The organism is Paenarthrobacter sp. TE4293 (assembly GCF_050435325.1).
Taxonomy (GTDB): Bacteria; Actinomycetota; Actinomycetes; order Actinomycetales; family Micrococcaceae; genus Arthrobacter; species Arthrobacter nitroguajacolicus_C.
In genome coordinates this window covers 360,594-373,848 of sequence record NZ_JBNJRY010000005.1, presented here as the reverse complement: position 1 = coordinate 373,848, position 13,255 = coordinate 360,594, and the positions used below count along the sequence as shown (strand labels likewise).

Sequence of the window (13,255 nt, the reverse complement as noted above, 5' to 3'; positions counted from 1 at the left end):
AACCCCACGGACGAGTGCCCCATGACTACACAAGACTCAGCCCACACCAGCACGGCCAAGGCGCAGACCGCTCCTTCGCCGGAAGATTCGCGTAAGCCGGATAGTCCCAACGACCTCGTGAAACCCACGTGGATGTACATTGCCAAGCGGACTTTGCGGGAGTTCACCAAGGACCAGTGCCCGGACGCCGCAGCCGGTCTCACCTATTACGGTGTCCTTGCCCTCTTCCCTGCGCTCCTGGCGTTGGTCTCCCTCTTGGGAATCTTCGGGGATGCAGGGAAGACCACCTCCGCACTGCTGGATATCGTCCAGCAGTTCGCCCCCGGCCCGGGCGTGGACACCCTGCGGCAGCCCATCGAGGAACTGACCCAATCCAATGCGGCCGGCTTCGCGCTGGTCTTCGGCATCGTCGTGGCGCTCTGGTCAGCCTCCGGCTACGTTACCGCGTTCAGCCGGGCCATGAACCGGGTCTACGAAGTGGACGAAGGACGCGGCTTCATCAAGCTGCGTGGCACCATGCTCGCTGTCACCGTGGTGGCGGTTGTCGGTGCTGCGCTCGCGGCCGCCATGCTGGTCTTGAGCGGCCCCGTGGCGGAAGCCATAGGCGGTGCCATCGGCCTGTCGGAGACGTTCCTGACTGTCTGGAACATTGCCAAGTGGCCTGTCCTCATCATCATCGTGGTGGCCATCATCGCCGTGCTCTATTACTTCACGCCCAACGTCAAGCAGCCCAAGTTCCGTTGGATGAGCATGGGCTCCCTGATTGCCCTGGTGATTTTCGCCCTGGCATCGCTTGGCTTCGGCTTCTACGTTGCCAACTTCAGCAACTACAACAAGACGTACGGTGCCCTGGCCGGTGTGATCATCATGTTGCTGTGGCTCTGGATCCTCAACATGTCCCTGCTGTTCGGAGCGGAATTCGACGCCGAGATGGAGCGCGGCCGGCAGCTTCAGGGTGGCATCGAAGCCGAAGAAAGCATCCAGTTGCCGCCCCGCGACACCAAGAAGAGCGACAAGATGCAGGAGAAGGAAGAAGAAGTTATCCGGGACGGCGAGGAAATCCGTGAAACCCACGGTGACGAGTCCAAGAAGAAGTAGCGGCGTGAACAAGAAGCTCAAGACCATCAAGACCGGAGACAGCGTCCGTATCAGCGGTGAGCTTTTTCGAGTGGACTCAGTGCAATCCCTTGAAGACTCGCCGAACATCAGCCTGGAACTGCTCGGGCTCGACGGCGGATCGGTCACCTTCATCGGCCTGCCGAAGGCCCGTGTTGAGCTCGCCGCCCGGGCCTCCTGAAGCCTGACGCTCCGCGGACCCACTTCCCGTCCCGCCCCACCCGTGCCATCGTGTCACCATGCAGACGGTATTTGAGGCCGCTGGTGGTGCGGACTTTTTCCTGGCACTGGCCCACGCCTGGCACGTCAGGGTTGTTGACGATGAGGTGGTGGGGCATGCGTTCCGCCATGGTGTCCACCCCGATCACAGCCTGCGCCTCGCCTCCTACTGGGGCGAGGCGTTGGGTGGACCGCCGCTCTACTCGGGCACGTACGGTGACGAGTCCTCAGTCGTCAGGATCCACAGCGGTAACGGTCCCCACGAAGAGATGAACCTGCGGGCGATCGAGTGCTTTGACCATGCGCTGACAGACGTGGGGGTGGTGGATGATCCGCTCCGGCAGGTGCTGCACGACTACTTTGCCTGGGCCACCACCAACACCATGGCGCGCTACGAACGTTCAGCGGACGATGTCCCGGCGGGGCTGCGGATTCCCCCGTGGTCTTGGGATGGACCCGTCACGGATTGAGGGCTCAGGCTTCGGGGGGGAAGCCCTGGTCGGCGTCGTCCCACCAGCCCTCCCAAGCGCTGGAGGTCAGGCGCCCGGTGGCGGAAGCAGTGGAGCTCCCAGCCTTTGGATCGCCGGAGGGGCCGCTGTGGCTGCCGCTGGCGTCAAGGAAAAATGTCAGGGTCTTCAAGAGCGTCATAGTGGTGTCCCTTCGGTGGTTTCGTGGACCTCTTTGTCCAGGTAAAACCAGCGTAGGTGGCCATTGTTTCTTCTCATCGACGCCATGTTTCAGCCGTGTACCACTTATCTCACCGGCTCCTTCTACGACTTACAGCCAACACAAACCAGGGCAGCAAAAAGCGGGCCCCTGACGTGACCTTGGCAGGAGCCCGCTGGCTTTGGAGCGATCCTCCCGCGGCGCTTAGGGCATCCGCGGGAGGATCACGTGGTTACGCGAACGGGAGGACGAGCTCCGCGTAGCGCTGCTTCATGGTTTCCAGGACGCTGTCCCCATCGGCATCCCAGATTTCCTGGTTAAAGATTTCAACCTCGATGTCGCCCTTGTATCCGGCGTCCCTGACCCAGGTGCCGATGGTCGCGAAGTCGATGACGCCGTCGCCCATCATGCCGCGGGACAACAGCGCGTCCGCAGCGATCGGCAGGTTGAAGTCGCACACTTGATAGGAGGCGATGCGGTTTTCGCGGCCGGCACGTTCGATCTGCGCCTTCAGTTCCGGATCCCACCACACGTGGAAGGTGTCGACGGCGACGCCAACAGCCTTTGCGTCATAAGGCGCTGCGAGATCCAGCGCCTGACCAAGGGTTGAGATCAGCGCACGATCAGCGGCGTACATCGGGTGCAGCGGTTCCAGCACCAACCGGACGCCGTTCTCCGAGGCGAAGGGCACGAGTTCCTCAAGCCGGTCGGCGACGCGCTGGCGGGCAGCCACCACGTCCTTCTCGCCGGGAGCGAGCCCGCCGACCACCAGGAAAAGCTCCTGGGTGTCCAGCGCAACGGCTTCACGGACGGCCTCGAAGTTGTCGGCCAGGGCAGCAGCCTGTCCTTCAGCGTCGGCCGCGGTGAGGAATCCCCCGCGGCACAACGAGGAAACGCGGAGTCCGGCGTCCTTGATGAGCTTGGCTGCCTTGTCCAGTCCCGCCTCCGCAACGCGGTCACGCCACGGCCCGATCGCGGGGATGCCTGCGCGGGCGCAGCCGTCAACGGCCTCAGCCAAGGTCCACTTTTTGGTGGTGGCGCTGTTCAGTGAGAGACGCGAGAAATCGGAGCTCATGCGCCCACCCCGTTGATCCGCAGGAAGTCCGACATCCGGAAGGCTGCCAGCGAAGGATCCTTCAACAGACCGGCCTGGTCCGCCAGTTCGAACGTCTTCGCCAAATGCAGCACCGAACGGCCCGAGTGCAGGCCACCGACCATCTGGAAGCCGGGCTGCTTGCCGTTGAGCCAGGACATAAAGGCGATGCCGGTTTTGTAGTAGAACGTGGGTGCGCTGAAGATGTGCTTTCCGAGCTCACGGGTGGAGTCCAGGATGGCGCGCCCTTCAGCACCTTGGCCGGCGTCGTACTTCTGCAACGCGACCGAAGCGGCCGGGTAGATGGCAGCGAAGATGCCCAGAAGGGCATCCGAGTGGTGGGTTTCGTCGCCGTCGATCAGTTCCGGGTAGTTGAAGTCGTCGCCGGTGTAGAGGCGGACGCTTTCCGGCAGGTTGGCGCGGAGGGCGACCTCGTGGGAAGCATCCAGCAGCGAAACCTTGACGCCGTCAACCTTGTCCGAGTGCTCGCGGATCAGGCTGAGGAACGTTTCGGTGGCGATGGAGACGTCGTCGGAGCCCCAGTACCCGGCCAGTGCGGGGTCGAACATGGTGCCGAGCCAGTGCAGGATGACGGGCTGGTCAACTTCCTGCAGCAGGGTCGAGTAGACGTGCAGGTAGTCGTCGGCACCATTGGCGACCTTGGCCAGGGCACGGGAGGCCATGAGGATGACCTTGGGGCCGGCCTCACTGACGACGGCGATCTGCTCGCGGTAGGCGTCGATGACGGCCTGGATACCTGCGGCCCCCTCGGGGAGTGCAGCGATGTCCAGCTGGTCGGTGCCGGCGCCGCAGGAAACAAGGTCGCGGACCGACTTGCCCGTGATGGCGGCGTTGCCCGCTGCCACGACGGAAGCGGCCTCGGCGCCGGTGCGCTTGATGAGCTGCTGGGTTGCTGCCCAGTCCAAGCCCATACCGCGTTGGGCGGTATCCATGGCGTCGGCAACGCCCAAGCCATAGGACCACAGCTCGTGCCGGTACGCCAGGGTGGCATCCCAGTCGAGCTGGGCCGGCGCGCCGGGGGTGTTGTCCGCGGCGACCTCGGGGATGACGTGCGCTGCAGCGTAGGCGCGGCGGGCAGTCAGCGGGGCTGTCGGCTTGGCCCACGATGTGGCTGCCTGAAGGCGGTACTCGCGGGTGCCGCCGTCGTCGGTGGGAAGAATCAGTGACGTCATTAGAGGGTGATCTCCGGGATGTCGATGGTGCGGCGCTCGGCCGAGGACTGTAGGCCAAGCTCGGCCAACTGCACTCCGCGGGCTGCGGAGAGCAGGCCGAAGCGGTGTTCACGGCCGGCGACGACGTCGCGCAGGAATTCTTCCCACTGCAACTTGAAGCCGTTGTCCAGTTCAGTGTTGGCAGGGACTTCCTGCCACTGGCTGCGGAAGGATTCCGTGACGGGCAGGTCCGGGTTCCAGACGGGCTTGGGGGTGTGGGCACGCTGCTGCGCAACGCACTTGTTCAAACCGGCGACGGCGGAACCGTGCGTACCGTCGACCTGGAACTCAACCAGTTCGTCGCGGTAGACACGGACGGCCCAGGAGGAGTTGATCTGGCCGATGACGTCGTCGCCGCCCGGGGTTTCGAGCTCGAAGATGCCGTAGGAGGCGTCGTCTGCGGTGGCCTTGTATTCCTTGCCGGCCTCGTCCCAACGGGCGGGGATGTGCGTGGCGGTCTTGGCGTTGACGCTCTTGACCTTGCCGATGATGCCTTCAAGGACGTAGTTCCAGTGGCAGAACATGTCCGTGGTCATTCCGCCGCCGTCTTCCTTGCGGTAGTTCCAGGACGGGCGCTGTGCAGCCTGCACGTCGCCTTCGAAGACCCAGTAGCCGAACTCGCCACGAATGGAGAGGATTCGGCCGAAGAAGCCTTCGTCCACCAGGCGGCGGAGCTTGACCAGGCCGGGGAGGTACAGCTTGTCGTGCACAACGCCCGCGGTGACGCCGGCTTCCTTGCCGATCTGTGCGAGCTCGATGGCCTCTTCGAGGGTTTCGGCCGTGGGCTTCTCGGTGAAGATGTGCTTGCCGGCGCGCATGGCCTTCTTCAGGGTGGCGGCGCGGAGGCTGGTCATGGAAGCGTCGAAGATGATGTCCACGGTGGGATCGGCGATGACGGCATCCAGGTCGGTGGTCCATTCGGAAACCTTGTGGAGCTCGGCCAATTCGCGGATCTTTGCCTCGTTGCGGCCCACGAGGATCGGTTCGACCTGGACCTTGGTGCCGTCTTCGAGGGTGAAGCCGCCGGCATCGCGGATGGGAAGGATGGACCGCAGCAGGTGCTGGCGGTAGCCCATGCGGCCGGTGATGCCGTTCATGGCGATGCGGATCGTCTTTGTTTCGTAGCCCATGTTTTCTCCAGTGCCTTGTGTGCCGGTCGCGGTGCGGAAGCCGGTGCTTGCAACTTGTGGGAAAGCGCATTCCCGTTGACATCGATCATGCACCATGGCGCGCCGGGTTGGCAAGCGCTTTCCCAAAACTCGCCGAAGACTGACATAATTTCCCTAGCGCCAGTCCCGACGCTTGCAGACAAGGAGGGCCCCGTGGCCGCCAGCACACTCAGTGAAGTTGCCCGTTTGGCCGGGGTCTCCCTGGCCACGGCATCCAGGGTCCTCAACGGCTCATCCCGGAAACCCGCGGAAGACATCGCCGAACGGGTCCGCGAAGCCGCGGACAAGCTCGGCTACGTCCCCAACGCGCAGGCGCAGGCCCTCGCGAAGTCGAGTTCAGGCTTGATCGGGCTGATTGTCCACGACATCGCCGATCCTTACTTCTCCGCGATCGCCCGCGGTGTCCAGGAAGCTGCCCGCCAGCAGAACCGCATGGTGCTCCTGGCGAGCACCTCCGGGGCTCCGGCAGATGAAAAAGAAGCGGTGGCAGCCTTCGCCGCGCGTCGCGCTGACTCGATCGTGATTGCCGGGTCGCGTTCCGTGCGGACCGAAGACAAACAAGGAAATGCCGAGCTGGCAGCCGAGCTGGACCGCTACTGCCGCAACGGCGGGCACGTGGGGGTTGTTGGCCACCCGGTGGTTGGCGCATCCACCGCTGAGGGTTACCACGTAGTGCAGGTCCCCAATGAGGAGCTCGCCGCTGGTCTCGCTGCGGAGTTGGCCGGCACGCACCAGGGCGCGTTCCTGATCGTTGCCGGCCCCGAAGGGCTCTACACCTCGGACGACCGGGTCCGCGGTTTCCAACGCGGGCTGGCTGACGCTGGCAGGCCCGAAGCCGAGGTCATCCGCACCGGCTTTAACCGCGCCGGAGGATATGAGGCCGGACTCGCTCTCGCGGAACGGATCAAGTCGTCCACGGAACGCCTGTGCATCTTCGCCGTCAACGATGTCATGGCCATAGGCGTCACAGCCGCCCTTCGCCCCGAGGGTGTGTGGATTCCCCGCGACGCTACCATCGCCGGCTTCGATGACATTGAAACCCTGCGCGATTTCCGTCCAGCACTGTCCACGGTGCACCTGCCGCTTGAGGACATTGGACGGCTCGCGGCCGGAGACCCGGACACCCCTCCCGTGAGTGGCGCGGTCAAGCTCCGCCGCAGTACCGAAACCCCGGTGGAATCGCAGGTATGACTCAGCCGGACCCTCAGGCGCTCCGGGCGCTCACGGTGGTTCCCGCCGTCGTACCTTTTGGTGCGGCTGGACAGGCGGACGTGGCCGCACCCGCGGTCCTGGTGCTGCCCGGTGGAGGCTACGCGAAGCAGGCAGACCATGAGGCCGAACCGGTGGCCGAGTGGCTCGCTTCGTTGGGAATCCACGCATTCGTGCTGCGGTACTCGGTGGCGCCACACCAGCACCCGGCGCCGCTGGAGGACGCCAAGCAGGCAATGCTGTGGATCCGCGGCGGCGACCATGGCCTGAAGGTTGACCCCTCGCGCGTCGGCGTCCTGGGCTTTTCGGCCGGCGGGCATCTCGCTGCCACCTTGTCGGTGCGGGTAACTACGGGCAATCCTGCGTTGGACGTCTCCGGTGCTGTGCCCGACCTCAGTATCCTCTGCTATCCGGTGATTTCCTTCGTGGATTCGGTTCATCAGGGGTCCGTGGACAACCTTGCCGGAGTGGGTGCCGCGCCGGAGGTCCTGCGCGAACTGTCAACGGAACTCCACGCCACGCCTGCCACGCCGCCAGCTTTCCTCTGGCACACTGCGGACGATGAATCCGTCCCCGTCAGCCACAGCTTTGCCTATGCGGAAGCACTCACCAGGGCCGGGGTTTCGACGGAACTCCACGTTTTTCCGCACGGCATCCATGGCATTGGCCTGGCCGCGGAAACGCCCGGTGCAGACCAATGGCCGGTCCTTTGCGCAGCCTGGCTCGGCCGCATGGGCTGGACTGTCCAGCCTTCTTAGTCTTCGCCCAGGGTGATGGTGTGCAGGAAGGCGGCGTCGTTGAGGACGTTATCCGGCAGGTCGTCCTCGACAAACTCCAGCATGATGTCCAGGTCCTTGCCATTGCCCCGCAAAACATCGGTGACGGTTTGCCACAGGAGCTTTCGGTTCCGCAGCGGAAAACGCTCGGCCTCCGGTCCCCATGAGAAACAGTGCACGCCCGCGACGTGCGGAAGGACCTGGTGGAGCGAGTCCAGTGCCTGCCGGTCAGAAAGTCCGACGGCGGGCTGCCAGTAAGTGCCGACGTTGGCGTGGTTCACCCGGTCCAGTAAGTCGAGGGTGGTTGCCGGCGAGTCGGTCAGGGTGTTGCCGTGGTACTCGAAAGCAATGGCGACCCCGCGTTCCGCAGCGAGGTCGGCGATGCGCTGCGTGTCCGTCACTACCGCGTCCCAGTGCTCCTGGCTTGCGTCGGCCGAGCCAAGTTCGCCGGCCCACACCCTGATGCGGGGCGCACCCAGCCCTGTAGCGAGGTCCAGGATCCTGGCGAAATCTCCGAAGGACCCGCACCGGTAGTACGAGCCAAGGGACAGGACGGTGAGCCCTGCCGCCTCCGAAGCTTTCCTGGCATGCGCCGCTGATTCGGCATCGCTGACGTGGACATCGGTGCCCCACTCGATGCCGGCCAGGCCTGCGTCCGAGGAAATCCGGACGACGTCGTCGATCCCGAGCGAGCGGAGAGTGACGGAACAAATGCCAGGCGTGAGGTCAGCCAGCGTGGTGAGGTCGATCATGCTTCACAGGATACCGGGAATGCGCTTACCCGGTAAGGGTGTATCGCCTGGTGAACAGGTATGAATGCTGTTAGTGACAGAGTGATGCAGTAGCGGCGGATCGGCTCGGTGATGCCCAGGTCTGGAGCAAATGTCTCCGCCGGGCGGAACCCAGGCAGGTCATGCCGTCAACCACCCGGGTGGTGGTCTGGGTGGCCAGGCCTTCGGGAGGTTGGAAGTCCGTCAGCGGCATGCGGTGCAGCAGTTGAACCCAGCGTGTGAAGCCGCTGTCCTCGCGGAGGTTCACATCGTAGCGTGCTGCGAGGAACGCCGGGGAGCTGTCCTGGTCAAGGGTTCCCCACTCGTCGTAGCTTTCCAGCCAGGTCTTGCGGAACGTTGGGGAAGGCTTGGTGAGCTCGGCATGAATCATTCGGCGAGCGAACTGCGGACCGTCACCACGACGACCGGCCCAGCCACTAATTCGACTTGCTCAGGGCCCGGCCCATGATGGCTTGGGTCAGGGCGTCGATCACCTCGGCGTTGGCCAGCGGGTTTCGGATCAGGGTGAAGTCGACGTCGCCTACCGGCGGCAGTCCAAACCGTTGGGTGATGACCTTCAAATCTTCAGGTACCAACGACGCCGGCATGACGGCCACTCCGATGCCGGCCCGCACGGCCGCGAGCACCCCGCTGATCTGCTTGGTGCTGCACGTGATCCGCCACGTCCGGCCCTCTGCTTCGAGGGCATCGATGGCCAGTTTCCGGCTGAGGCTGGGTGCCGGATAGGCGATGAGCGGCACTGGCGCGCCGGGTTCCAACACGGTCTGTTCCACGCCCACCCATGCGAAGTTGTCGTGCCGGACCACGGTGCCTTCCTTGGCTCCGGCCACCCATTTCACGAACACCAAGTCCAGTTGTCCGGCGTTGAGCCTCTTGTACAGCTGATCGCTTTGGCTGACGGTGAGCTCCAGGTTGATCTGCGGGTACAACTGGCGGAACTCGCGCAGAATCCGGGGGAGGCCGGTGATGGCAAGGTCGTCTGCGGTGCCAAAACGGAGTCGCCCGCGCATCGCCGAGCCGGAGAAGTAGCGGGCGGCGGAGTCGTGCGCGGCCAGGATACTGCGGGCAAAACCGGCCATGGCGTCGCCGTTGTCGGTGAGCCTGACCTCGCGGGTATCGCGGGCCACCAGCACCCGCTTGGCGGCGGCCTCGAGCTTACGGACGTGCTGGCTGACCGTGGGCTGTGCGAGCCCCAGCCGCTCGGCTGCCTTGGTGAAACTCAGCGTTTCCGCGACGGCCAAAAAAGAACGGAGCTGGACAGGTTCGAACACGGAACTCCTCTAAGCGCAGGTCAACGCCGGGCCGGAGTACTGCGCCGTTTCCCCTCGTGCTGCAAGCAGCTCATTGCATTCCGCAATGCTAGTTATAGGCGCAATACGCTTCCATAATTGCTGCTGGCAACCATAGCGTTAAACGCATCCCACCGAAACTCTCGATCCGAGGACTACTTTTGGCACCCCCACCGCCTTCAGCGGCAAACGTCAGCCAGCCCGTCATCGATTCCCTGTCCGCTGGTCCCTTGCCGGACACAAAGCAGTCGGACACCGTCACCCAGCCACTCGCCGTCGTCAGCGAAAAGCTGCCCTGGCGTCACACTTTCATCTCCCTGAAGGTCCCCAACTTCAGGATCTTCGCGATCGGCCACTTCATCGCCGTCATCGCCATCTGGATGCAGCGCATCGCCCAGGACTGGATGGTGCTGCAGCTCTCCGGTTCCGTCACCGCCGTCGGAATAACGGTGGCGCTGCAGTTCATGCCGTCGCTTTTCCTGGGGCCGTGGGGCGGCATGATTGCCGACCGTTTTCCCAAGCGCAAGATCCTCATCATCTGCCAGTCGGCGGCCGCCGTACTCGCGGCCCTTCTCGCAGTGCTCTCCTTGAGCCAGCGCGTTGAAGTCTGGCACGTGTACGTGATCGCCCTGGTTTTGGGCTTCGTCACGGTCCTCGACCAGCCGGCCCGGCAAGTGTTCGTCAACGAACTTGTTGGCCCCAAATACCTGCGGAACGCCATCAGCGTGAACTCCACGACGTTCCAGCTCGGCGGTCTGATCGGGCCTGCCCTGGCCGGTGTCCTGCTGACCGCCGTCGGTGCAGGCTGGGCCTTCGCCGCCAACGCCGTGGCATGCTGCTCCACCGTTGCCATGCTGCTGATCCTCCGCAAGGACCAGCTGCACCTCAGTCAGCCGACACCCCGCAAGAAGGGCATGCTGCGCGAGGGGCTCAACTACGCACTCAGCAAGCCCACCATCTACTGGCCGTGGTTGATGGCCGGGTTCGTGGCAGTTTTCGCGATGAGCCTGCCGGTGCTGCTGGCCGCCTTTGCGGACCATGTGTACGACGCCGGCGCTGGAGGCTACGGCCTGCTGAACGCCATGGTGGCGCTCGGTGCACTGACGGGAGCAGTGGCCTCAACCCGCCGTCGTCAGCTTCGGTTGAGGTCGGTGGTGACGTCGGCGGGGTTGTACGGGCTGATGCTCTGCGTATCCTCCCTGATGCCCTCCATGGTGTGGTTCAGCGTCACCATGGTCCTCGCCGGATTCTGGTGCCTCATGTTCCTCACCGCGGCCAACCAAATGGTTCAAACCAGTTCCAACATGAGCATCCGCGGCCGCGTCATGAGCCTCTACCTCGTGGTGCTGATCGGTGGCCAGGCCATCGGCGGCCCCATGATGGGGTGGCTCGCCGAGCACCTCGGTCCGCACCTCGCCGTCCTCATCTCCGGCGGTGTCCCGGCCATTGCGGCTGCGGTAGTCGCCGTCGTCCTGGCCCGGAAGTCGTCCCTGCACCTGAAGGTAGACCTGCGCGACCGGCGCCGGGTGCTGCGGATTGTGCAGGAGCCCCAGACGGCTTAGCCGGGGCTTAACAGAGAAGGCAGCGCCGGTGGCGAACCGCCGGCGCTGCCTTCTGTGTGGTGCTATGCCGTTGCGAGGTGCGGGTACTCCGCCGAGCGGCCCTGGAACTCCAGGACGTCCAGGTTGCGGATGACGCCGTCACGGATTTCGATGGCGCGGCTGATGGTCTCGTTGGCATCCCATGCGTCCGGTCCCGCCACCACCGTGTCCAGGAAGGGCAACAAAGCCTCGCTGATTTCCCAGCTGGCCGAGTTCCACAGGTAGGACGGACTGTGATCCACCGCGTAGTAATTGACGTGTCCACCCACGCGGAACATGGGCTCGTCGAACGTCGTGGTCCGCGCCCAGCTGAAGCCCATGCCTTCGTCGCAGGAAACATCCACGATCAAGCTGTCCGGCTGGAATTCCGCCAGGTCCTCGGTCCGCAAGTACGTCAGCGGCGCATTCGGGTCCTGCAGGGTGCAATTGACCACGATGTCCGCCGCAGCCAGGAAAGGTGCCAGCGGTTTGCGCCCGTTGTTCGTGATGACCTCGCTGAGGAACGGGGCCTCATTGTCGTGGTCGAACTGCACGATCCTTACCGAATGGATCGGGGACCCGACGGCGGCCACGCCGCGGTTGGTCAGGACCTGGACGTCATGGACGCCATGGGCATTGAGCGCCGTGACAGCACCGCGGGCAGTTGCCCCGAAACCGATCACCACGGCGCTCAGCCGGCGGCCATAGTCGCCCGTGGACCCCGTGAGTGCCAGGGCATGCAGCACGGAGCAGTACCCGGCGAGTTCGTTGTTCTTATGGAAAACGTGCAGGCCAAAGCCACCATCGCCGGCCCAATGGTTCATTGCCTCGAAGGCGATGAGCGTGAGCTTCTTATCGATGGCCAGTTGGGTGATGGCACGGTCCTGCACGCAGTGCGGCCAGCCCCAGAGGGTTTGGCCGTCCCGGAGTTCGGCCAGGTCCTGGGCCTGCGGCTTGGGCAGCAGGATGACGTCGCTGGTGGCGATCAACTCCTGCCGTGTGCCGAGCCCGCCCACCAACGATTCAAGTTTGCTGTCCGGGACGCCGAACCGTTCGCCGTAGCCGAACTCAAAGCGTAGTTGCCGGCGGACTTCCGGAGCGATGCGCTCCAAATGCTGTGGGTGGATCGGCAGGCGCCGCTCGTTGGGTTTCAGCGAGGTAGCAAGGACGCCTATGCTCAGCTGGCCGGTTGGCGCGGTCACTTCTTGTTGCCGGTAGAAGGCTTCGCAGCCTCGGTGGCGGAGGACTCGGAAGCCCGCTTGTCCGCCCGCTTTTCCTTGATGGACTTACTGGACTTTTTCGATGCAGTTTGGCGCGGTGATTTGTCGCCCATGATGGCTCCCTTAGAGCGGAGTCGACATGACTCCTGACTCCTGACGATACACCTCTGCGGAACACGCTGTGGCTGGGGTCACTGGGCTGGCTCGGCTGCGGGACGACCATGGGTGACCCGGTGGGTCACGCGATCTGCGGTGTCGTCCACGGTCACCACCTTCTCCACGGGCTCCAGGTAGAACCGGGCGCTGCTGATGGTGCCCTCGTCCACACCGAAGATAATGACTCCGGTCATTTCGTGCGGGGTGCCGTCGCGCCATGCCCCCTTCAACTGCAGTTCAGTCCATATCGTGCTGCCGTTGACGCTGTGCGAAAGCAGGTGCGCCTTGATGTCGGGGACACCCGTGAAGAGTTGCTCCCAGTTGCTGCGGATGGTGTCCCGACCCGTAAAACCCCGGGTGGGATGGGCCGGTGTTTCGTTGACATAGCCCGGCGCGAAGCACGCCGCCAGGCTCTCGAGATCGTGTTTGTTCGTGGCTTCCAGCAGGCGGTTGATGACGGCGAGCGGACCCGCCTCACCAGCGTCGGTGAGAGTCATGGGGGACCTCCCGGATAGTGGATGTACGTACGAGTGTAGGCTCGGGAAGCCTCCCGGTCGACGGGTTCCAGAACCCCCTTTGGTGGGTACCGCCGTCGAGCGTTTCCTGCCTGGACGCAAAGAAACCCCGGATCGTGGGATCCGGGGTTTTCCTTGAGCGGGCGACGGGAATCGAACCCGCGTATCGAGCTTGGGAAGCTAGCGCTCTACCATTGAGCTACGCCCGCGTTGCCCGGGAAATT

16 protein-coding genes and 1 tRNA gene are annotated in these 13,255 nt (G+C 64.2%); 6 read left to right on the top strand and 11 right to left on the bottom strand.

The genetic code is table 11. The annotated features are described in order from the left end of the window. Positions 1–21 precede the first annotated feature (21 nt). The 3 genes from QF015_RS12885 to QF015_RS12875 are packed head-to-tail and all read left to right on the top strand — an operon-like array spanning position 22 to position 1,805. Positions 22–1,098: a YihY/virulence factor BrkB family protein gene (locus tag QF015_RS12885; RefSeq protein WP_429389455.1), complete on the top strand. Its 1,077-nt coding sequence runs from the start codon at positions 22–24 to the stop codon at positions 1,096–1,098. A 4-nt stretch (positions 1,099–1,102) separates the two neighbouring features. Then, the gene (locus QF015_RS12880; protein WP_310211149.1) at positions 1,103–1,297 is read left to right on the top strand and encodes a hypothetical protein; all 195 of its coding nucleotides are present in this window, start codon (positions 1,103–1,105) and stop codon (positions 1,295–1,297) included. Between the two features lie 58 nt (positions 1,298–1,355). Next, positions 1,356–1,805 (top strand): oxidoreductase, encoded by a 450-nt coding sequence (locus tag QF015_RS12875; protein WP_310211147.1) that lies wholly within the window; start codon positions 1,356–1,358, stop codon positions 1,803–1,805. Between the two features lie 4 nt (positions 1,806–1,809). On the opposite strand, the gene QF015_RS12870 is transcribed toward QF015_RS12875, so the two are convergent. From QF015_RS12870 to QF015_RS12855, 4 genes are all read right to left on the bottom strand, one after another. Continuing rightward, on the bottom strand, positions 1,810–1,983 hold the full coding sequence (locus tag QF015_RS12870; protein WP_429389453.1) for a hypothetical protein: 174 nt from the start codon (positions 1,981–1,983) through the stop codon (positions 1,810–1,812). 250 nt (positions 1,984–2,233) lie between these two features. Next, entirely contained in the window at positions 2,234–3,076 is an 843-nt protein-coding gene (locus QF015_RS12865) for a sugar phosphate isomerase/epimerase family protein (protein WP_429389451.1), read from the bottom strand. Then, positions 3,073–4,287 (bottom strand): dihydrodipicolinate synthase family protein, encoded by a 1,215-nt coding sequence (locus QF015_RS12860; protein WP_429389450.1) that lies wholly within the window; start codon positions 4,285–4,287, stop codon positions 3,073–3,075. Before QF015_RS12860 ends, QF015_RS12865 begins: the two co-directional genes overlap by 4 nt. Beyond that, on the bottom strand, positions 4,287–5,456 hold the full coding sequence (locus QF015_RS12855; protein ID WP_429389448.1) for a Gfo/Idh/MocA family protein: 1,170 nt from the start codon (positions 5,454–5,456) through the stop codon (positions 4,287–4,289). Before QF015_RS12855 ends, QF015_RS12860 begins: the two co-directional genes overlap by 1 nt. Before the next feature lie 192 nt (positions 5,457–5,648). On the opposite strand from QF015_RS12855, the gene QF015_RS12850 reads away from it, so the two are divergent. Beyond that, positions 5,649–6,686, top strand: a complete 1,038-nt coding sequence (locus QF015_RS12850; protein ID WP_429389446.1) for a LacI family DNA-binding transcriptional regulator — start codon at positions 5,649–5,651, stop codon at positions 6,684–6,686. Further along, positions 6,683–7,462: an alpha/beta hydrolase gene (locus QF015_RS12845; protein WP_310211134.1), complete on the top strand. Its 780-nt coding sequence runs from the start codon at positions 6,683–6,685 to the stop codon at positions 7,460–7,462. The genes QF015_RS12850 and QF015_RS12845 overlap by 4 nt, the downstream gene beginning before the upstream one ends. Here QF015_RS12845 and QF015_RS12840 read toward each other — a convergent pair. The 3 genes from QF015_RS12840 to QF015_RS12830 all read right to left on the bottom strand — a co-directional run bounded on the left by QF015_RS12840 (position 7,459) and on the right by QF015_RS12830 (position 9,542). Further along, positions 7,459–8,232: a sugar phosphate isomerase/epimerase family protein gene (locus QF015_RS12840; protein WP_429389444.1), complete on the bottom strand. Its 774-nt coding sequence runs from the start codon at positions 8,230–8,232 to the stop codon at positions 7,459–7,461. The two genes, QF015_RS12845 and QF015_RS12840, sit on opposite strands and share 4 nt — an antisense overlap. A 70-nt stretch (positions 8,233–8,302) precedes the next feature. Beyond that, positions 8,303–8,641: a hypothetical protein gene (locus QF015_RS12835; protein WP_429389442.1), complete on the bottom strand. Its 339-nt coding sequence runs from the start codon at positions 8,639–8,641 to the stop codon at positions 8,303–8,305. Positions 8,642–8,687: 46 nt separating this feature from the next. Next, entirely contained in the window at positions 8,688–9,542 is an 855-nt protein-coding gene (locus tag QF015_RS12830) for a LysR substrate-binding domain-containing protein (protein ID WP_310211125.1), read from the bottom strand. 179 nt (positions 9,543–9,721) lie between these two features. Between QF015_RS12830 and QF015_RS12825 the strand changes: the two genes are divergently transcribed. Continuing rightward, the gene (locus QF015_RS12825; RefSeq protein WP_310211122.1) at positions 9,722–11,122 is read left to right on the top strand and encodes an MFS transporter; all 1,401 of its coding nucleotides are present in this window, start codon (positions 9,722–9,724) and stop codon (positions 11,120–11,122) included. Between the two features lie 62 nt (positions 11,123–11,184). Here QF015_RS12825 and QF015_RS12820 read toward each other — a convergent pair whose 3' ends face one another. The 4 genes from QF015_RS12820 to QF015_RS12805 all read right to left on the bottom strand — a co-directional run bounded on the left by QF015_RS12820 (position 11,185) and on the right by QF015_RS12805 (position 13,240). Continuing rightward, the gene (locus tag QF015_RS12820) at positions 11,185–12,342 is read right to left on the bottom strand and encodes a N(5)-(carboxyethyl)ornithine synthase (RefSeq protein ID WP_310211120.1); all 1,158 of its coding nucleotides are present in this window, start codon (positions 12,340–12,342) and stop codon (positions 11,185–11,187) included. Further along, positions 12,339–12,473, bottom strand: coding sequence for a hypothetical protein (locus tag QF015_RS12815; RefSeq protein ID WP_011776304.1), 135 nt, complete (start codon positions 12,471–12,473; stop codon positions 12,339–12,341). Before QF015_RS12815 ends, QF015_RS12820 begins: the two co-directional genes overlap by 4 nt. A gap of 78 nt (positions 12,474–12,551) precedes the next feature. Further along, positions 12,552–13,013 carry a nuclear transport factor 2 family protein gene (locus tag QF015_RS12810; RefSeq protein ID WP_310211117.1) on the bottom strand — a complete coding sequence of 154 codons (462 nt, stop codon included), beginning with the start codon at positions 13,011–13,013 and terminating at the stop codon, positions 12,552–12,554. A 156-nt stretch (positions 13,014–13,169) separates the two neighbouring features. Then, positions 13,170–13,240 (bottom strand) — tRNA-Gly (locus QF015_RS12805). Between the last annotated feature and the right edge of the window lie 15 nt (positions 13,241–13,255).